Consider the following 18,309-nt stretch of genomic DNA (forward strand, 5'->3'; position numbering starts at 1 on the left):
CAGCACAGAATCCAGTAGGAGCACAGGAGAAGATGACAACACCCGTACGACGGTTGGCGTCACCCGCCACCCGCGTGGCCACCGCGCTCGCGGCCTGTGCCATCGCGCTCACACCGTATGCCGCGCAGGCGCAGGCGCAGGCACCAGCGCCGACGCCGGCCGAGCGGCAGGCCGCCCCCGCGAAGGCGCCCTGGAAACTGGAATTACCGCCGTCCTCGGCGGAGTCGACCGGCTTCTACGACGTCACCGCGACGGGCCGGACCGACGCGTGGGCGGTCGGCGGGAAGGCGGACGAGTCCTGGACTACGGCTCCGGTGGCCAAGCACTGGGACGGCACCCGGTGGAGCGATGTTCCGCTCGCGGGGACCGGTGGCAGGCCCGCGACGTTGGATGCAATGGCCGCCTCGGGGCCGGACGACGTCTGGGCGGCCGGAACGTACACCGACATCGAAGTCGCCGCTGCCTCCTCAGCCGCCCGGACGCCGGAGAGCCGCACAGCCGACCGGCTGCCGGACACGCTCCTGGAGCGGCTGCCGGACACCCTGGCGGACCGGCTCCGCGAGGGCTCGGCGCTCCCCGAGGCCTCCGGCTCGATCGTGCTGCAGCACTGGAACGGCACCCGCTGGAAGTCGGTGTCGCGTCCGGGCCCCGGCGAGGGATGGATCCGTTTCGTCCTGGACATGGAGTCGGTGCGCGCGGACTCCGTGTGGCTGACCACCATGGACTGGAACCCGACGGCGGACCCCGCCGACCCGGACCAGGCGTACTCCGGGATGCTGGAGCACTGGGACGGCCGCAAGTGGAGTCGTACGGCACTGCCCCAGGCACCGGACGGCAAGCCCGTACAGCCCTTTGACATCACCGGCACCGGCCCCAACGACGTATGGGTCAGCGCCGAGACCATGGCGGACGGTGTCTCCACGCCCCTGCTCTACCACTTCGACGGCCGGCGCTGGACGGTGAAGACCGTCCCAGTCCCCTTCGAGTACGGCTCCGGCTGGGTGGCCAACCACGTCGTGTCGACCAGGCGCGGAACGGTCCATGTCTTCGGCAAGACCAACGATCCAGGGGTCCCGAGCGGGCTGATCTCCACGCGCTGGGACGGCCGCAAGTGGCAGGAGATACCCACCCCCGGAGTCGACGAAGTGAACGCCGCGGGCTCGGACGGCTCGGGAGGCGTGTGGGTCGGAGGCTGGGCGCCCCAAGGCAGCGCCCACACGCTGCTCTCCCGCTGGGACGGCACCACCTGGACCGACGAGGAACTTCCGGCAGAACTCACCTCGACGAGCGGGGGCAGCACGGTCTACGGCATCGCGGGCATCCCCGGCACCCGCGCCGTACTGGCCTCCGGCACCGCCGAGTGCGCGAGCATGACGGAGGTCTGCGGCCTGCTGGCCTCGCGCGGACTCCGCTGACGAACGAGCCCTGACGGAAACAGACTGCCTGTGGCCCGCGCCCGTGCGCGGGCCACAGGTGTACGTGCGTGGGTGACCGCCGCCGGGCGAGGGTGCCGTGAGGGTTTGGCTAGGCGCGGGGCGTGTCGGGGCGGGCGTCGTATGTGGCGCGGGCGGCGTCGATGTGGGCCAGGTGCGTGGTGCTCCACTCCAAGAGGGGGGCGGTGGCTTGGCGGAGGGTTTTGCCCATCGGAGTGAGTTCGTAGCTGACGTGCGGTGGCATGACGTTGTGGACGGTCCGCGTGAGGATTCCGTCGCGTTCCAGGCTGCGCAGGGTGACGGTGAGCATGCGCTGGCTGATTCCGTCGATGGCTCGCTTGAGTTCGGTGAAACGGCGCGGTCCCTGGCTGAGGTTGCGCACGACCAGTAGCGACCATTTGTCACCGACGATGTCGAGTACTTCGCGGGTCCGGCATGGGTCCTCCTGCCGGGCCGGCCGCGACTCGCTGTCGGCCGTGCTCATGGTTACCTCCAGGGAACCGGGGCACCGAAATGTGCCTTATTGCTCGAGGCATGGCTGGTGCATCACGATGACTGCGGTTCTCAAAGAGTACCGAGGCACGAAAAGGAACCGGTACGTTCCCGCGCCTCCGCGACCCCGACGAGGAAGAGCCTCCCGATCATGTCCACATTCCTGCTGGTGCACGGTGCTTGGCACAGCGGCCGGTGCTGGGAGCGGGTGGTCCCGCTGCTGGAATCGGCCGGACATCGCGTGTTCGCGCCGTCGCTGACCGGCTACGGCGACAAGGCGCACCTGCTCGGTCCCGAGGTGGGGCTCGACACCCACGTCGAGGACGTCGTCAAGCTGATTCGCGAGGAGGACCTGACCGAGGTGGTACTCGTGGGTCATAGCTACGCGGGGCTGGTCATCTCGTCCGTGGCCAACGAGGTGCCGGAACGGATCGCGCATCTGGTGTACCTGGATGCGATGGTCCCGGAGCACGGCGAGACCGCGGTCGACGTCCAGCCTGTGACCCAGAAGCTGATCGACGAGGCCGCGAGGTCCGGCAGCGGCTGGCGCGTTCCGCCGCTGCCCGAAATGCCTCCGCCCTTCGGTCTGTTCGGGGTCACCGACCCGGCGGACGTCGCGTGGCTGCGCGCGATGCTCTCCGACCAGCCGGTGCGCTGCCTGCAGCAACCGGTCCGACTGGACAACCCGGCCGTGAACTTGATTCCGCGTACGCACATCCACTGCGTCGGCGTGGAGCCGGAAGGCATCGTGCGGCGGCCCGTCCCCGCGATGCAGCCCAATGGCTCGCCGGCACGGACATGGGAATTGCCGACCGGGCACGACTGCATGATCACCATGCCGACAGAACTGAGCGAACTGCTGCTCAAGGTCAGCCTTTGGCGTCGTCCGGCCGTCGAACAGCAGGCAAGGTAACTGCCTTGTCCTGGGCGGGATTCGTGGACTGGGTGTGGCCGGGCAGGAGCAAGCAGAGGGGAAGGGCGAGTGCGGTGAAGGCCACCGCCCACCAGAAGGCCTGGTCGAAGCCATGGATCAGGGCGTCGGGGGTGCGGGCGTCGCCCACGCCGTGCTGGAGAACGACGGCGAGGATCGCGATGCCTACGGAGCCGCCGAGTTGCTGGGTGACGCGGCTGATGATGCTGGCGTCGGGGATCTCGTGGTGCTGCAGGCCGACGTAGGCGGCGCCCATGGGCGCGATCATGGCGGCTCCCAGGGCGATGCCGCGGACGAAGAGCGCGGCTGTCAGCAGGATCTCGCTGGTGTCGGCGGTGACGAAGGCGAACGGCACGGTGGCCGCGGCGAGGAACGCGAACGCGGCGAGTGCGACCCCGCGGGGGCCGAAGCGGTCGGTGTACCTGCCCGCCAGGCCACGTGCGAGGAGCGCGCCGACGCCCTGCGGGATGAGCAGCAGTCCGGCGCCGAGGGCGTCCTGGCCGCGGACCTGCTGGAAGTACAAGGGGAGCAGCATCATCGACCCGTACAGGGAGATGCCGCCGAGGAAGAGCAGGGTGGTGGAGGAGGAGACCGCACGGTGGCGGAACAGCCCCATCGAAGGTCGAGTGGCGCAGCCACCACAAGGTCCTCCATCGGGATTCGCCGGACCGCCGGCCGGTCGACGGTTTACCGTACGGACATGCCGCACTACCCTCTGCGGTCGTAAATGAGGAGGAGTCCTGTGTCATCGCCCTGTGACCCCAAGTACGCTCCCGTCGGCGATATTGGCGCAGCGCTCATGATGATCGACTCACGGCTCAAAGCCGTCTACGACAGCAAGACCGAAACCGACCCCGAACAGCAGCAGATGGTCGACCAGTTCGCCGCGACCTTGGGCCCTACGGGACTCGATGAGCTGCTGGACGGCACGGGCACGCTCATTTACATGTTCATGCAGTGGCTGCGGAAGGCCTGCGAGGACGCCGACGAGGACGTCATCGAGTACTCGGTGTCCGCCCTCGTGGCCACGATGCGCATGATGCCCAAGACCTTCCGTCCCGAGGTCATCCCCACCATGGCCGGCCTGCTCATCGCCGCAGGCATCGGCCTCAGCCCCAACTTGTGGCGCGCACAGTACGGACCCTGGACCGACGCCGAGATGAATCCCCTGGAAGCCACAGCCGTCCTCCTCGCGGAGCACATCAACAGGATCACCGGCGACCACGACTTCGCCACCCGCTTGATCACCGAGGCGCTGTCCAGGTCGGACCAGACGGACGAAGGGTGACGCGCGGGGTGTCCGCCTACATCGCCGCCGCCGCTCGCCAGGACGCCATGGACCGACTGCGCGAGTTGACCGAACGCCTCGAAGACGAGTACGGCGCCGTGACGGACGACGAGCAGCAAGCAGCGCTGGACCGCATCGCCGCCATCGACGGCTGGCATGACGAGCAGCGCTCGCGTCCGGACGACACCGCGTGAGCCGAACCGCCCGAGCCGCGTGAGCCGAACCGCCCGAACAAAGCTGCACCGGCCGCGACAGCGCGTTCGACTGCGCCTGCCGTCAGCCACGGGACTCGCGGCGGGGGCTCGCGGGCGAGGACGATCCGGCGGGCATGGGCCGTCAACTGGCTGCGGCCGGGCGCGTGTACGACCGTGCCGATCCCGTGGGGGCGGCGAGCCGGCTCGCGTTCCTGACCCCGGCGGAACTCTCCGTCCTTGGAGCGATTGCCCACCAGAGCGCCGGCCAGTACGCCCGTGCGGAGCAGCAGACAGAGCAGACTCTTGATCTCCTCGACGGCCGGTTCACCCGCAACCGGGCCTACTACACGGTGCTGCTCGCAGAACTCCAGCTCGAGCAAGGCCACATGGAGCGGGCCGCCGCGACCGTCTCGCGTGTCCCGGCATCCGGCGTCGTCAGCAGCCGCATCACGTCCCGCCTCGAGCGGGTGACCGCCGCAGCCCAGCACCAGGGAGGACGCCCGTGACGACACACGCCGAACTCGACATGCAGCACTACGGCCACGATGATGCGGCCGCGATCCGCGAACTCCTCCTCGACGTCCACGACGAGGTGTACGAGGGCAGCGACGACCCCCTCGCCGGGCGGGACTCCTTCGCGAAATTCGTCGACCACTGGTCCGCCCGCGACGGCTTCGCCTGCGTCGTCGCCTACGACCAGGGGCAACCGGTCGGCTACGCCTACGGCGCTCCCCTGAGCCCGGCCACGACCTGGTGGGCGAAGGTGACCCCGGCGTTGCCGGAAGCCTTCACGGCGGAGACCGGGGCGCGCACCTTCGCCCTGTCGGAGCTGATGGTGCGGGCCCCGTGGCGTGGCACGAGGGCGTCCCGCCGGATCCACGACGCGCTGCTGGACGGCCGGCCGGAACAGCGGGTCACGCTGCTGGTGCACAAGGCTCACGGCAAGGTACGTGCCCTGTACGAGGGGTGGGGCTACCGGACTGTCGGTGAGAGCGTGCCGTTCGAGGGTGCGCCGGACCTGTGCGCCATGGTGCTGGACCTGACCTGACCTGAGTACGGGGCGGGGAGTGCCGCCTGGGCGGGTGCCCAGGCGGTTCCGGTGGTTCTGTCATCCGCCGGTCGGCGCGGCGGGTGCGGTGTGCCGGAGTTCGTGGGCCTCGGCGAGGAGGAGGTAGCTGCTGGCGGTCCAGGTGTAGGCGCGGTCGCGCAGGCCCGTCCCGGTCAGGGCGTCGAAGTTCTCCGCGAAGCCGTTGGTCTCGCACAGGGCACGGAAGCGGGCGCTGATCTCGTCCGCGAGGCGTACGTGGCCGGCGCGGCGCAGGCCGTCCTCGACGAGGACGGTGGCGGGGGCCCAGATCGGGCCGCGCCAGTAGCCGTCGGGCAGGTAGTGCGGTGAGGTGGGCAGTTCGGTGGCCAGGCCGAACGCGGTCAGGTGTGCCTCGATACGTTCGGCCAGCACGCTGCCGACCTCCTCCGGCAGATGCTCGCCCAACGCGATCGGCATCAGGTCGAGCAGGCTGGAGGTGCTCCAGGTGTCCCCGCTGTGGACTGCACAGGCGACGAACCGGTCACCGGTCCAGAGCTGGTCGAGCATCGCGGCCTGGGTCGCCTCAGCCGTGCGCGTCCGCTGCCGGGCCTCGTCGGATCGCCCCAACTCGGTTGCCAGAGCGGCGAGTTCACGTAGCTGGAGGATGAGGAAGGCGGCCAGGTCGGCGGTGACGATCACCCGCTGGGGGTCGAAGGTCGTGGCGTTGTCCCAGCCGCTGTCGTTGCCGTGCTGGTAGTGCGGCAGAGCGGCGCCGGGGGCTCGCCGGGCGGTGAGCCAGAAGTCGGTCCAGCGGCTCAGCCTGTCGTACGTCTCGGCCAGTTCCGTCCGGTCGAGGGGGTCGGGGAGGCGTCGGCGCAGATGGCCCAGGGCCCAGCCGTGGATGGGCGGTTTGACGAAGTTGTAGAGGACCTCGGAGTGGGTGACCGAGTCGGGCAGCGCCCCACTGTCGTCCTGGTGGTCGAAAGGCAGCGAGAACTGGTCCCAGGCCAGGCCAGGTGAACCGGGGGCCAGGGCAAGGGCGTTGAAGCAGTGGTCCCAGCTCCAGACCTTGTCCATCCAGTGCTTGGACATCAGCACCGCGGGCCGGGTGACCAGGCCGGCCGGGCGCACGGTCGCGGACCACACCACGTAGGCGGCGAGTTCGGCGGCCGGGGTGCCGGACGAGCGCCAGGGCGCCACCACGTCGGCGAACTCGGTGAAGGAGCGCTGCGCTGTCGCCACGACCTGGTCGAACGTCGCCGAGGAGGTGAAGGACCGCCGCGCCGAGTCCAGCTCCTCGACGGCGATCTCCCAGGCCCCGCCGGCCCCGTCGGCGTCCGCGGTGACGGTGACACCGCGGTCGCCGCTGCCGAGGGCCTCCGTGCCGGACGAGTCGGCCACGGCGCCGGACAGCACGGTGATCCGGTAGCGGCGCCCGGTCTCGTACGAGGTGAGCATGTACGCACCGTCCACCGGGTCGCGGTAGAAGTAGCTGCCGCTGAACGGCGTCAGGGTCTTCGCCGCCGCGGCGACGCGCAGGTCCAGCCCCTCGCCGCGCAGGCGTACGGTGTCCGGTGCCTCGTAGGCGAGCTCGATGTGCCCGTCCGCACCGGTCCAGCTGAGCAGACCCGGTGTCGCCTCCGCGCGGATCTCGGCCCGGTCGCCCGTCGCCGTGTCGAGAGGGACGAAACACAGGACCGCGTGCATGCCGTTCTGGTGCGAGACCAGGTGGAGGTCCTCGGCGTACGTCTTCTCCGCCACCACGGGCGAGATGTCGAACCAGGATCCGTACGTGCTGAACGGGATGTCACGGATGGAGAAGGCCGGTCCGGATCGGGCCGCGGTCATGAGGGGTTACTCGTTTCTTCAGCGGTGGGCGTGGAGAGGTGTGCGGTGGCCGGGGAGGAGGTCAGTCCTTGACGGCGGTACACCAGGCCGAAGACCAGGGCGGCGACGACGAGCAGGTTGCCGAAGCCGAGCTGGTAGGACCAGGTGGCGAAGGTGGTGGACGAGTCGGCCGGGCCACCCTTGGTCATGATCCGGATGATGTCGAAGACTCGGCGCCGGATTCAGCCCGTACGTCGCCGGGTCACCCGGTGCCGGCGGGCCCGGTGCTGGCACGCAGTGAGATCGGCGGCGCGAGCAGGTGGTGCCGGGCCGGCGCTTCGGGGTGGTCGAGCCGCTCGACCAGTAGGTCGACGGCAAGGCGGCCCATCTGTTCCGCGGGCACGTCCGCGGCCGTGAGCTGCGGGGTCACCGTCTCCGCCCACCGGCCGGCGACGACCCCGGTGACGGAGAAGTCGCGCGGCACATGGCGGCCGGCTTGGGCCAGCCCCCGGTAGAGGCCGCCAAGCGCGGCCTCGTTCAGCGTGACCAGCGCCGTGGTGGCCGGCTCGTCGTGCAGGATCCGCTCCAGGCATGCCTGGCCGGAGGATGCGTCATCTCCGCAGCAGTACGTCCGGCTGGTGACTCCGCGCTCCGCCGCGGCCTTGGTGAAACCTTCGAGGCCGCGGTGAGCGGACTCGTACCCGGCTCGCAGGAGCTGTTCGGGCCGGTTGACGAAGGCGATCGTGCGGTGCCCGAGGTCCGCGAGATGGTGGACGCAGGCCTCCGCCAGAGCGGTGTGGTCCAGGCCGACCCACCAGCCGTTCTCCGGATGTGCCGTGCGGCCGATGGCGACGGCGGGGAGGCCCACCGAGTCGAGGTGGTCGAACCTGTCGTCCTGGAGCCGGAGTTCCATCAGGATCGCGCCGTCGACCCGACGCTCACCCAGGAGCCGCTGGAACGAGCGGTCGCTGTCCATACCGCTCGGAGAGAGCAGCACGTCGTAGTCCTTGGCCGCGGCGGCCTCGACGACATTGCCGATGAAATCGAGCTGCATGCCGGTGTAGTGGTTACCGGCCGGCGGGAAGACCAGACCGATGGTGTTGGTCCGGCCGTTGGCCAGGGCGCGCGCACTCGCGTTGGGCTGGTAGCCCAGCTCGTCGATGACCCGCTGGATCTTCTGGCGGGTGCCGTCGGACACTGGCCGTTTGCCGCTCAGCACGTACGACACGGTGCTGCGCGAGACACCGGCCCGCTTGGCGATCTCACCAATGTTCACGGGACTCCTTGCTCGAACTGCTCGAACCGGTTCGACGATCTCGGGAAGAGAGAGCGAGATCGGCCGCTGGTGCTGAGGGCTTCATACCGATGGCGACCGATTGTCGAACCGGTTCGCGCAAAGTGAAAGTAAGTACAAGCCACGGAGGTGTCAATGCCTCTCCACGCTTCCCGCAACTGCCAGGAAACCTCGCCGAGTCGACTCCTGCCCCCGCCAGCAGCTCCACATGTAGCCCGCCACCTGCGAATACCAGGATCTCGCGGCTTGACTCACTCCGGGCGGCGGGTCGACGCGCCGCAGGTTCCTGTGTCGCGGGTATTGCTGGCCGGTTTTCCTCGGTGCCGACTTCCCGATCCGGTTGGATTTCGAACCGGTTCGCTCCATCGAAGGGCACATCGATCCGTCGCGGCACGGATTTCCCGTACGCCGACACCGGGCCCACGGCGGCACACGGTTCCCGTACGCCCGCTCGTACGGCATCGCTGCCCGACTGACGCCACCAGCGCTCGCCCGGTGCGAGCACCAACCGATTCGCTAGACTTGCATGAAAGAAAGTTTCATCAAAGAAACTTTCCTGGTACCCGTGCGAGGCAGTTCGTCATGAATGGATTCATCGGCCGCCGGACAGAACTCGGCCTCTTGGACGACATGCTGCATCCGGTGAAGACCGGCGGGCGCGGCGGGCGTCCCGGTCGGGCGGTACTGATCCGCGGGCGTCGCCGCGTCGGCAAGTCCCGGCTGGTGGAGGAGTTCCTGGAACGCGCCGAACTGCCGCACGTCTTCTTCACCGCCGTCGGCGGCTCGCGGGAGGAGGACCTGGCGGGCTTCGTCGCAGAAGTGGCCGCCTCCAGCCTCCCCGACGCGGGCCGCTTCGCGGACTTCACCGCACCGCAGACCTGGGACGCCGCCCTGAGTCTCCTCGCCTCCGCGCTACCGACCGATGCGCCCAGCGTCGTCGTCCTCGACGAGATGCCTTATCTCGTGCGCGAGGACCCGGCCTTCGAAGGAACCCTGCAGAAGATCTTCGACCGGACCCTGTCCAAACTGCCCGTACTGCTCGTCCTCATCGGCTCCGACATCGCGATGATGGAACAGCTCAACACCTACGGACGGCCCTTCTATCAGCGCGGAACCGAGATGGTCGTGCCCCCGCTCAACCCGGCCGAAGTCGGGGCCATGCTCGATCTGCCGCCCGCCGATGCCTTCGACGCCTATCTCGTTTCCGGCGGACTCCCGCTGATCCTGGAAGAGTGGCCGCACGGCGCCGGACTGTGGGACTACCTCGCCTCCGCGCTGCGCAAGCCCACCTCGGCCCTGCTCATCAGCGGTGAGCGCACCCTGGCTGCCGAGTTCCCCACCGAAGCACAGGCCCGTACCGTCCTCGGCGCCATCGGGCACGGTGAACGCACCTTCGCCCTGATCGGCCGGGCTGCCGGCGACCTCAACCCCGGCTCGGTGAAACGCTCCCTGGAGCTCCTGACCACCCGCCGCATGGTCGCCGCCGACCTTCCCCTGTCCACCAAACCCAGCCGCGAGACCCGCTACCGCGTCGACGACCCCTACCTGCGATTTTGGCTCTCCTTCATCGGCCCCGGCATCCCCACCGTCGAACGAGGCCGTGGCGACCGAGTCCTCGACTCCATCCGCACCAGCTGGACATCCTGGCGCGGCAGGGCCATCGAACCCATCATCCGCGAAGCACTCTGGCGCCTGGCCGACGACCGGCTGCCCGAAGGCACCAACGCCGTCGGCGGATACTGGACCCGCACCAACGACCCGGAGATCGACCTCATCGGTGCGGACCGCTCCCCGATCGCCAAGAAGATCACTTTTGCCGGATCGGTCAAGTGGCTGGAGAACAAACCCTTCGACCACCGTGACCTCTCCCGCCTCATCATCCACCGCTCCCAACTCCCCGGCGCCGACGACGACACCACCCTGCTCGCCGTCACCCGCAGCGGCTGCACCGCCGAAGGGATCTCCACCTTCACACCTGAGGACCTCCTCGAGGCATGGGCCTGAGAGGAACCACTCAGCGGCGATACGCGTCCTCCGGCCGAACGAGGAGGGCATGTGGTCGTACGAGGGGTGCGCGACGCACAAGAGCGGCGAAGCGGGCGGCGGTGGGAGTACGGGCTCGTCGCGTGTGCCCTCGGCGTCACCGGGCTGCTGGTCCTGCACTCCGCCGTGCCCAACCGGGTCGGGCGTCTCGGGAGCCTTCTGGAGACGTTTCTGCCGTGGCTGGGTGTGGCCGTGCCGCTGCTGGGCGGGGTCGCTCTGCTCAAGCGGTCGGTGGTGGGGCTGCTCGCCTGCCTGGCGCCCACGCTTGCCTGGCTCTGGATGTTCGGTGGGCTGTGGTTCGGCTCGTCGCCGGGCTCGTACGACCTGACCGTCGTCCAGCACAATGTGGCCGACGACAACTCCGACCCCTCCGGCACCGCACGGGCGCTGCTCGGCGCACGCGGTGACCTCGTGGCCGTGCAGGAGCTGACGCCCGAGGCGCGCGCCGCGTACGAGGACGTCCTGGGCGCCTCCCTCCCCCACCGGGCGGTCCATGGCACGGTCGCGCTCTGGTCCGCGTACCCGCTGTCGGACGTGCGAGCCGTGGACATCCGGCCCCCGGGCTTCCCGGACAGCTGGCAGCGCGGTCTGCGGGCCACGGTCGCCGCGCCCGAGGGAGAGACCGCGGTGTACGTGGTCCATCTGCCGTCGATCCGCCTCGGCGCGACCGGCCTGGCGTCGGCGGCCCGCGACGAGAGCGCGGCCCTGCTCGGGGCCCGGATCGCGGACGACCCGGCCGACCGGCTCCTCGTCGTGGGCGACCTCAACGGCACCGTGCAGGACCGCGGACTCGACCCGCTCACCTCCCAACTCTCCGCTCCCGCCAAGGGGTTCGCGTTCAGCTGGCCGGCCTCCCTGCCGGTGGCGCGGATCGACCATGTGCTCGGCAGGGGTGTCGCGGTGACCGAGATCTCGACCCTGGACGCGACCGGGAGCGACCACTTGCCGGTCGTCGGCCGCACGCGTCTTGGCTGATGGCCAGGTGCATTGCCCGGAGGTGACGACGTGGCCGGGCGTCGTACTGCCGCTTTCGGACAGTGGCTCAGGCCGCTGTGTACCCCAACTGCCGTCGCATGTACGGAGTCATGAGGTTCTTCGCCTTGGCCAGGGTGCTGGTGCGGCCGCCGAGGACCGCCGTCTCGCCGCCCGGTACGGGCAGCATGGTCACCCCGCCCGCCGGGCCGAAGGGCACGATCAGCGGCGTGCGGTGGATCGGCCGGTAGAAGCGGGGCTCCTTGCGGTGCTTGCCGGAACTCTGAAGGTACGTACGGATGTTGTGGGCGGCGAGATCCGCCTGGGCGAGCGCGGCGGGGGTGAGTTTGAGTTCGCTGATGTTGTTCACGTCACCGACCGCGAACACGTCCTTCCACCCCTCGACCCGGAGCGCCTTGTCGACCTTGACCTGTCCGGCCGAGTTCAGCCAGTCGCCGTGCCCGGCCAGGCGCAGCCAGAGCGTGTTGGGGGTGGTGCCCGTGGTCCAGAAGGAGAGGTCGGCGTCGATGATGTTGCCGCGGGCGTCGCGGTAGGTGCCGAAGTCGTTGCCGGGGGACATGAAGGAGTCGAGCCGTATCTCCACGTCGTGGGACTCCAGCCAGGCGCGGGCCTTGCGCCCGGCCCGCGCGCTGCCCGTGGAGTGGAGCAACGCAGGGCCGGAGTGGGCGAGCGTCACCCGGGCGTCCGGCCGGGCCAGCCTGATCTCGGCGGCGAGTTCGACGCCGGAGGGCCCGCCGCCGACGACGAGGGCGTGCTCGGCGATGGCGATGTTCTGCTGGTGTTCGGCGAACGACTTGGCCGCCTCTTCGGGGGTGGTGCCGGTGAAACGGGCCGGTTCGGGGTAGTCGGCGCCGGTGGCGACCACCACCACGTCGTACGGCAGCCGTTCACCGGTGGCGAGCGCCACCTGCCGTTCGGAGGTGTCGATGCGGACCACCTTGCCCACGGCCATCCGGCCGTTGGTGAGCAGCCGGTCGTACGGGATGAAGGGCGCCCCGGTCCACTCCGGATCCACGCCGGCGCGCAGCGAGGCGACGCGGTGGAAGAAGACCTCCTTGCGGTCCACCAGCGTGACGCGCGCCTGCCCGTCCAACCGTTTCGCCAGACGGACGCCGGCATAGCCGCCGCCGATCACCACTACGTCGCGGTCACGCACGTCAACTCTCCTGTGCCTTGCGGGGGGAACGAGAGCCGTAACGCATGCCGCCGTGTTTCGGCCACTCGCTTGCTGGCGAGCGTATGACTTGAAACTTAAAGTTGCGGTGTTGTGTTGTGTGAGTTCTGTGAAGTGACGGCAGAGACAGGCCGATGTATGGACCGTTGCCGGCAACGGTCCTGACCCGGCGGGCGGTTACCGCCAGAAAAGTGACCGCCCCGCTCCCGGATCAGCGGGACGGGGCGGTCAGGATGGTGCTGGGACGGTTTCCGTGAGTGTGCGTCAGGCGGTCAGGTGCGTCAGACGGCCGGCTCGAAGGGCTCGATCTCCGGAAGGTCCGGCAGGGGAATGTCGGGGTATCCCGGCAGGCTGCTCTGGCGCACGATGTACGTGCAGTTGGTGTACGTGTAGCCGGGGTCGATGCTCATGCCGTCGGCCTCGTTCCTCACATTCCCCGCGTCTTCGTCGGCGTACTTGATGAGGGTGTGGTAGTCGCCGGCGGGCAGGTTGAGATAGTCGGTCGGGTAGGAGAGGCCGCTGTTCGAGCAGGCGGCGTCCGCGGCCTGCGACTCGCTGGAGTACTCGGTGCAGCCGGCGCAGGCCGTGAGGGTGATGCGGCCGGTGACCGGGCCGGTGTAGAGGAACTCGACCGCGGTCGGGGCGTCGTTGCTGATCTTCAGGGGCATCTTGGCGCCGCCCGGGCTACGGGACGGCGGCAGTTTCCGGCCCGCCTCGGGCCGTTCCTCGGCGATCTCCGCGGCGATGGCTATCTGCCGGGCACGCTTGGCGTTCTTGTTGTCCTTGTACGTGTCGGCGAAGTCGTTGAGCGTGGTGGCCGCCGCGCCGAACTTGTCGTCCTCGAACTCGTCGACCCCGCAGGCGTAGGCGCCGGACTCCACCGCCTTGACGGCGTCCGTGCGCAGCCCGTCACCGGGGCTGCCCGCGGGCAGGTCGACCATGGTCCGGCTGATGGCCTGCAACTCCTCGCTGGCCGGGCAGGGGTCGTTGCCCTTCAGGGCCTTGGACTGGTTCGCGATCTCCGCGCTGACGGCCGGTCCGACCTTGGCGGCCGACTCCGAGTCGGGGAACGTACGCAGGAGTTCGGTCAGTTCGCCGCCGTTCGCCTTCGTTTCGGTCGCCGCGTCGGAGCCGCCGAGGTTCGTGATGCCGCACTCGTAGAGCGAGGTCTGCAGGGGCTCGACGGGCCAGTCGGTCAGGGAGCCGAGCCGCTGCTTGCCCATCGTGTCGGGCAGCTTCCACAGATACCGCAGCGGTTCCAGGGCCTCGCAGTACTGCTTTTCGCGGTAGGGCGCGGCGACGGTGTCGTAGTACCGGTCGAGGCGGTCGGGGATGCGCTCTGCCGCCCGGCTGCCGGGATGGTCGTCACCGAGCGCACGGTAGGCCTTCAGCGCCCGCTCGTAGTCCGCCTTGGCCTCGGCGAAGCCGCCCTGCCGCGAGGCGGCGGTGACCAGCCGGTCCGTCTTGGCGAGCCGGTCGAGCAGCATCTGCTGGTACGCCTCTTCCCGCGCCGCCTCGTACCCCACCGCGCTACCGGCCGGCACCGCGAGCAGCACGAGCCCGAGCCCGGCGGCGACCATCGGCCGCACCGGCAACGTCATCCGCGTACGGCGCCCCAGCCACGCCCCGTGGACCGCGGCCAGCATCAGTACGAGGCCGTACGCCCATATCACCCCGCCCGGCACCCCGTCCGGGTCGGCGGGCAGCGCGGCCACCAGCAGCCAGCCGGTCGCGATCCAGCACAGGGCGGCCAGCGGCCAGCGCCGCAGGAGCACGTACCCGAGCCCGAGCCCGGAGAGGTTGAACAGCCCGGCCGCCGCGGCCCGCCACGGGTCCGGGGGCACGGCGTCCTCGGGCTCGTCGGCCGGCGGCGTGTAGGAGGTCAACCACTCGGAGGCCGGCGGCCCCGGCGGCCCGACGGTCGGCGGGCCGCCGGGCAGCGGGGGTGGAGGCGACGACGGGGGCACGGGCGGCAACGGAGGTGCTTCCGGTGCGGACGACGCAGGCTCGGGCGGCGACGGAGGTACGTCCGGTGGAGGCGGCGCGGACGGCGGAGGCGACGAAGGCGACGGCGTCGACTCCGGCTCCGGTCCGCTGCCCGACGGCTCTCCCTTGCCACCGACACCCGACGGCTCTTCGGACCCACTCATACCGACCCACTCCCCCAACTGCCGTATGTCCAGGACATCTTGCCCCTTTACAGGCCCTCTATGCTCCCGCAGGCGGCCGGGGAGGGGTCCCGAATGGACGGAGGAAATGCTGAACGGAAGGTGATGACGCGGTCACTCTCGCCGGGTTGGTTGTGTAGAAGATGATCCTGCTCGCGTGACCCGCCGCGACGGCTGCCTGCGCCGGCGCAGGTTGGGCATTGTCACCGGAGGTTGGTCACCAGTAGGTTCGAGCCGCTGACGTTCGAGCGACAGGGGATGCGGGGCCTCGGGTGGCACTGCTGGACACACTGGTGACAACGGCCACCGGGGCGCTGTCCGCCACGATCGGGGTCCTGGTCGGGGGCATCGTCACACACCGTGCCCAGGACCGTCAGTGGCTGCGGGACAAGCAACTGATCGCCTACGAGGAACTGATCAGCCACTACGCCAAGTTCACGATGACCATCAGCCGCGCCCATGCCGGCCGACAAGGCTGGGACTACGACTGGAGCGAGTGGAGCGCAGCCCTGACCCGTGCCAGCCTGGTCGCCCCCGCAGACGTCGCGGGGGAGATCGACAACTTCGGCAAGGCCATCGGCGCGTTCCTGGACCAGGTGGCGCGTGACCCGGCACGGGACCCGTTGCACAATCCGTTGAGCGTGGAGGAGTTCGCCCGGGCCAGTAGAGCGCCCGCCCAAGCGCAGGTGCAGTTGGTCAACGCAATACGACGGTCACTGAGCAAAGACCAAAAGGCACTGCCCTTCTGGATAGGCGGATCCCTCGCGGGCAGTCCCGACGACACCAGATAGACGATGCACGGCCGGAAAGCCCATCCACCGCCCACGATCGCACGGCGCATCCCGGCGCTCATCAAGGAATCGAACGCGTCCTTCACCGACCGCGACCGCTCCCCAAGATCTGCGCCAGAGCCCAAAACTCGACAACACTGCGGTACTTGCCAGGGCAGCATCGGGATGCTCCTGGCGAAAGGTGCTGGTCATGCCTGAGTAGGGGGCAAGTCTCGAGGATGCCGCGCAGGATGGATCGTCCGGGCGCTGTAATCGCCGTGGAAAACCACTCGGCGGCATACGAAGCCGGGAGGCACAGTGATTCCATGAGCGGAAGAGGACTGAACCAGGACGGGACGATCGCGCGTGAAGGTGCGCTGAGCTGCGTGCCAGAAGCTTTCGCGGCTGTCGTCGATGCCTCCCGCGCTCAGATCACCGAGATGTTCGGCAGCACACGACTGCACAGCGCCTACCTCTACGGCAGCATTCCCCGCGGCGCCGCCGTCCCCGGTGTCTCCGACCTCGACCTGCTTCTCGCCCTCCGCGACGAGCCCACTGAGGCCGACCGAGCGGACGCCAAGACGATCGAGGCTGCTCTCGACCGTTCCTGTGCCCAAATCAACGGCGTCGGCATCCTCCTGTCCGGCGTACGCGCCCTTCTCAGCGAACTCGAACGCCATGACGGCGGCTTTTTTGTCGCCTGCCTGTGTACCCCGCTGCTGGGCAACGATCTCGCCGAACAGCTTCCCCGCTACCGCCCCACATCCTTGCTCGCCCGCGAGACGAACGGCGACCTCCCTCTGGTGCTCCCGCGATGGCGCGCCCGAGCGGCAGAGGCCGCCACGGACGCCGACCGCAAGACCCTCAGCCGCGTCGTAGGCCGCCGCATCGTCCGCACAGGGTTCACGCTGATCATGCCTCGCTGGGGCGGCTGGACGAGCGACCTCAGCGAGTCCGCCGAGCTATTCGGCCACTACTACCCCGACCGCGTCGAGCAGATGCGCGTCGCTGCGGCCACCGGCCGCACGCCCTCGGCAAACCCGGCGGTGCTCAGCATGCTCATCGACCACCTGGGACCCTGGCTCGCAGCCGAATACACAACCGTGCACGGCGAGAAAGCACCTCGCCCCTGAGTTGACAGCACTCGCTTGTCACATGACGCTCCGTCCCACGAACTACGCGGGGGGCTATGCCGTGGCTGCGGGGTCGGTTGCCGTGAAGGCGTCCGCGTGCTCCGCAGCCCACTGTCCGAAGGTGCGGGCCGGGCTGCCGGTGACCTTCTCGACGGTGTCGACGACCGTACGGCCCACCTCCGGGGTGTTCCCGTACGCCTCGATCAGGAAGCCGATCACGTCGTCCGGGTGGCCCGCCGCCCGCCACTGGGCGACGGCCTGCTCCTCGGTCAGCTCGACCAGGGCGATCTCCCGGCCACAGACTGCGGCAAGCTTCGCCACCTTGTCACCGACGGTCAGCAGCTCAGGGCCGGTGATCACGTACTCCTGGCCCCCGTGCCCCTCCTCGGTGAGCGCGACCGCGGCGACGGCGCCGATGTCGCCCTCGTGGACCATGGCGCTCAGCCGGGAGACGAACGGCTCACGGACTTCACCCGAGGCCACGATCCCGTCCATCCACTCGAGCGCGTTGGCCATGAACTCGACCGGCATGAGTACGGTCCAGTCGACACTGTCGTCGGCCCGCACGGCGTCCTCCAGCAGGGACGGCCCGCCGCCGTGCAGCACGGTGACCCGGCGTACGCCGGCCGCGCGGGCCAGCTCCAGGATCCGCGGACCGGTCTCCAACGGGGCGAAGTAGGGCCCGCCGAAGGTGATCAGATGGAGGCCGGTGACGCCCTCAAGGGCCGGGATCAGGCTGTCGGGTTCGGTCAGGTCGCCCTGAACGACCTCGACTCCGGCTGGGAGCGTGGCCGTTGCCGCATCCCGGGTGAGGGCGCGGACCGCGTGGCCGCGGGCGAGCAGTTCGGCGACGACCTGGCGGCCGACGGTTCCGGTGGCGCCGGTGACAAGAATCTTCTGCGTCTGTGTCATGGCACGACCATAGGGAGCATCTAGGTCAGATCCTGTCCGCGATGGCCTCGGCAGTCCGCCGTACACCACGTCTGTGGACGCGACCCCGTGTGCGTCAGCGTGTCTCCCGCAGCCGCCGGCGGCGCATCGCCTGCGTGCCCAAGAGGAGCGCGACGGTCAGGCAGGCAACGGCCAGCGGCGCTCGGTTGGTCTCCATCCACTCGACCAGATCGTCGCGCCGCCACGTGATCAGGGCCATGCCGCTGCCTCCGGTGACCATCCACAGCAGCGAGACCAGTGGACTGTCGCGACGCGCCCCCAACTCCGCGAGGAACAACAGTCCTCCCGAGAGCAACACCATGGCAGCGACAAGGATCTCGCCGTCCACGCCGCTGACGAGAATCGCCTCACCGAAGAGCAGGGAGACGCCGGCCAGGAACGCCTTCAGCCCGGCCTGCCCGTCACTGGGAAGCGTCAGCACGGCCACCATCTGCACCCCCATGACACCAGCGACCGCCCACATGGCATCCATGTCCCGCACTCCCCTCGCTCGCGTGCCGGCCAGACACACAGGATCAGCGGAGGAGTCCGGGACGGGTCCCGGAGGCGGCTCCCCACCCTCCCCGCAGGCGCCCCGCTCAACCGTCGGAG

General features: G+C 69.5%; 18 protein-coding genes and 1 pseudogene. 10 read left to right on the top strand and 9 right to left on the bottom strand.

The genetic code is table 11. The annotated features are described in order from the left end of the window. Positions 1-32: 32 nt before the first annotated feature. Entirely contained in the window at positions 33-1,415 is a 1,383-nt protein-coding gene (locus tag IEZ21_RS39725) for a hypothetical protein (RefSeq protein WP_246568652.1), read from the top strand. A gap of 109 nt (positions 1,416-1,524) precedes the next feature. On the opposite strand, the gene IEZ21_RS39730 is transcribed toward IEZ21_RS39725, so the two are convergent. Continuing rightward, positions 1,525-1,917, bottom strand: coding sequence for a winged helix-turn-helix transcriptional regulator (locus IEZ21_RS39730; protein ID WP_189326687.1), 393 nt, complete (start codon positions 1,915-1,917; stop codon positions 1,525-1,527). Positions 1,918-2,076: 159 nt separating this feature from the next. Here IEZ21_RS39730 and IEZ21_RS39735 point away from each other — a divergent pair, with 159 nt between their 5' ends. Beyond that, positions 2,077-2,838, top strand: coding sequence for an alpha/beta hydrolase (locus IEZ21_RS39735; protein ID WP_189326688.1), 762 nt, complete (start codon positions 2,077-2,079; stop codon positions 2,836-2,838). Here IEZ21_RS39735 and IEZ21_RS39740 read toward each other — a convergent pair. Next, entirely contained in the window at positions 2,795-3,472 is a 678-nt protein-coding gene (locus IEZ21_RS39740) for an MFS transporter (protein WP_189326689.1), read from the bottom strand. The two genes, IEZ21_RS39735 and IEZ21_RS39740, sit on opposite strands and share 44 nt — an antisense overlap. A 126-nt stretch (positions 3,473-3,598) precedes the next feature. On the opposite strand from IEZ21_RS39740, the gene IEZ21_RS39745 reads away from it, so the two are divergent. The 4 genes from IEZ21_RS39745 (at position 3,599) to IEZ21_RS39760 (ending at position 5,386) form a co-directional block, all read left to right on the top strand. After that, the gene (locus IEZ21_RS39745) at positions 3,599-4,144 is read left to right on the top strand and encodes a hypothetical protein (RefSeq protein WP_189326690.1); all 546 of its coding nucleotides are present in this window, start codon (positions 3,599-3,601) and stop codon (positions 4,142-4,144) included. 8 nt (positions 4,145-4,152) lie between these two features. Beyond that, the gene (locus IEZ21_RS39750) at positions 4,153-4,338 is read left to right on the top strand and encodes a hypothetical protein (protein WP_246568653.1); all 186 of its coding nucleotides are present in this window, start codon (positions 4,153-4,155) and stop codon (positions 4,336-4,338) included. A gap of 134 nt (positions 4,339-4,472) precedes the next feature. Further along, positions 4,473-4,844: a hypothetical protein gene (locus IEZ21_RS39755; RefSeq protein WP_189326691.1), complete on the top strand. Its 372-nt coding sequence runs from the start codon at positions 4,473-4,475 to the stop codon at positions 4,842-4,844. Beyond that, positions 4,841-5,386: a GNAT family N-acetyltransferase gene (locus tag IEZ21_RS39760; protein WP_246568655.1), complete on the top strand. Its 546-nt coding sequence runs from the start codon at positions 4,841-4,843 to the stop codon at positions 5,384-5,386. The genes IEZ21_RS39755 and IEZ21_RS39760 overlap by 4 nt, the downstream gene beginning before the upstream one ends. A 60-nt stretch (positions 5,387-5,446) precedes the next feature. Here the strand turns inward: IEZ21_RS39760 and IEZ21_RS39765 are convergent, their stop codons facing one another. The 3 genes and pseudogenes from IEZ21_RS39765 to IEZ21_RS39775 all read right to left on the bottom strand — a co-directional run bounded on the left by IEZ21_RS39765 (position 5,447) and on the right by IEZ21_RS39775 (position 8,468). After that, complete coding sequence (locus IEZ21_RS39765) at positions 5,447-7,213, bottom strand: amylo-alpha-1,6-glucosidase (RefSeq protein WP_189326692.1); 1,767 nt, start codon at positions 7,211-7,213, stop codon at positions 5,447-5,449. After that, a pseudogene (locus IEZ21_RS39770) lies at positions 7,210-7,425 on the bottom strand (hypothetical protein); the annotation flags it as partial. The pseudogene IEZ21_RS39770 and the gene IEZ21_RS39765, both read right to left, overlap by 4 nt. Before the next feature lie 29 nt (positions 7,426-7,454). Then, positions 7,455-8,468, bottom strand: a complete 1,014-nt coding sequence (locus tag IEZ21_RS39775; RefSeq protein ID WP_189326693.1) for a LacI family DNA-binding transcriptional regulator — start codon at positions 8,466-8,468, stop codon at positions 7,455-7,457. Positions 8,469-9,068: 600 nt separating this feature from the next. Here IEZ21_RS39775 and IEZ21_RS39780 point away from each other — a divergent pair. Then, complete coding sequence (locus IEZ21_RS39780; RefSeq protein WP_189326694.1) at positions 9,069-10,490, top strand: ATP-binding protein; 1,422 nt, start codon at positions 9,069-9,071, stop codon at positions 10,488-10,490. 51 nt (positions 10,491-10,541) lie between these two features. Next, positions 10,542-11,504, top strand: a complete 963-nt coding sequence (locus tag IEZ21_RS39785) for an endonuclease/exonuclease/phosphatase family protein (protein WP_246568658.1) — start codon at positions 10,542-10,544, stop codon at positions 11,502-11,504. Between the two features lie 67 nt (positions 11,505-11,571). Here IEZ21_RS39785 and IEZ21_RS39790 read toward each other — a convergent pair whose 3' ends face one another. Then, positions 11,572-12,678, bottom strand: coding sequence for an NAD(P)/FAD-dependent oxidoreductase (locus IEZ21_RS39790; protein ID WP_189326695.1), 1,107 nt, complete (start codon positions 12,676-12,678; stop codon positions 11,572-11,574). A 299-nt stretch (positions 12,679-12,977) separates the two neighbouring features. Continuing rightward, positions 12,978-14,663: a tetratricopeptide repeat protein gene (locus tag IEZ21_RS39795; RefSeq protein WP_246568660.1), complete on the bottom strand. Its 1,686-nt coding sequence runs from the start codon at positions 14,661-14,663 to the stop codon at positions 12,978-12,980. Between the two features lie 473 nt (positions 14,664-15,136). Between IEZ21_RS39795 and IEZ21_RS39800 the strand changes: the two genes are divergently transcribed. Both IEZ21_RS39800 and IEZ21_RS39805 read left to right on the top strand, forming a co-directional pair. After that, positions 15,137-15,655, top strand: coding sequence for a hypothetical protein (locus IEZ21_RS39800; RefSeq protein ID WP_189326696.1), 519 nt, complete (start codon positions 15,137-15,139; stop codon positions 15,653-15,655). Positions 15,656-15,960: 305 nt separating this feature from the next. Continuing rightward, positions 15,961-16,767: a nucleotidyltransferase gene (locus IEZ21_RS39805; protein WP_189326697.1), complete on the top strand. Its 807-nt coding sequence runs from the start codon at positions 15,961-15,963 to the stop codon at positions 16,765-16,767. Between the two features lie 54 nt (positions 16,768-16,821). On the opposite strand, the gene IEZ21_RS39810 is transcribed toward IEZ21_RS39805, so the two are convergent. Both IEZ21_RS39810 and IEZ21_RS39815 read right to left on the bottom strand, forming a co-directional pair. Then, entirely contained in the window at positions 16,822-17,679 is an 858-nt protein-coding gene (locus tag IEZ21_RS39810; protein WP_189326698.1) for an NmrA family NAD(P)-binding protein, read from the bottom strand. A gap of 94 nt (positions 17,680-17,773) precedes the next feature. Next, on the bottom strand, positions 17,774-18,190 hold the full coding sequence (locus tag IEZ21_RS39815; protein ID WP_189326699.1) for a hypothetical protein: 417 nt from the start codon (positions 18,188-18,190) through the stop codon (positions 17,774-17,776). Between the last annotated feature and the right edge of the window lie 119 nt (positions 18,191-18,309).

The organism is Streptomyces flaveus (genome assembly GCF_014647675.1).
GTDB lineage: Bacteria > Actinomycetota > Actinomycetes > Streptomycetales > Streptomycetaceae > Streptomyces > Streptomyces flaveus.

Bases quoted from the DNA above. Each gene is read 5' to 3' on its own strand.
- IEZ21_RS39725 (WP_246568652.1), top strand. From the start codon at position 33: ATGACAACACCCGTACGACGGTTGGCGTCACCCGCCACCCGCGTGGCC.
- IEZ21_RS39730 (WP_189326687.1), bottom strand. From the start codon at position 1,917: ATGAGCACGGCCGACAGCGAGTCGCGGCCGGCCCGGCAGGAGGACCCA.
- IEZ21_RS39735 (WP_189326688.1), top strand. From the start codon at position 2,077: ATGTCCACATTCCTGCTGGTGCACGGTGCTTGGCACAGCGGCCGGTGC.
- IEZ21_RS39740 (WP_189326689.1), bottom strand. From the start codon at position 3,472: ATGGGGCTGTTCCGCCACCGTGCGGTCTCCTCCTCCACCACCCTGCTC.
- IEZ21_RS39755 (WP_189326691.1), top strand. From the start codon at position 4,473: ATGGGCCGTCAACTGGCTGCGGCCGGGCGCGTGTACGACCGTGCCGAT.
- IEZ21_RS39765 (WP_189326692.1), bottom strand. From the start codon at position 7,213: ATGACCGCGGCCCGATCCGGACCGGCCTTCTCCATCCGTGACATCCCG.
- IEZ21_RS39780 (WP_189326694.1), top strand. From the start codon at position 9,069: ATGAATGGATTCATCGGCCGCCGGACAGAACTCGGCCTCTTGGACGAC.
- IEZ21_RS39805 (WP_189326697.1), top strand. From the start codon at position 15,961: ATGAGCGGAAGAGGACTGAACCAGGACGGGACGATCGCGCGTGAAGGT.
- IEZ21_RS39810 (WP_189326698.1), bottom strand. From the start codon at position 17,679: ATGACACAGACGCAGAAGATTCTTGTCACCGGCGCCACCGGAACCGTC.
- IEZ21_RS39815 (WP_189326699.1), bottom strand. From the start codon at position 18,190: ATGGATGCCATGTGGGCGGTCGCTGGTGTCATGGGGGTGCAGATGGTG.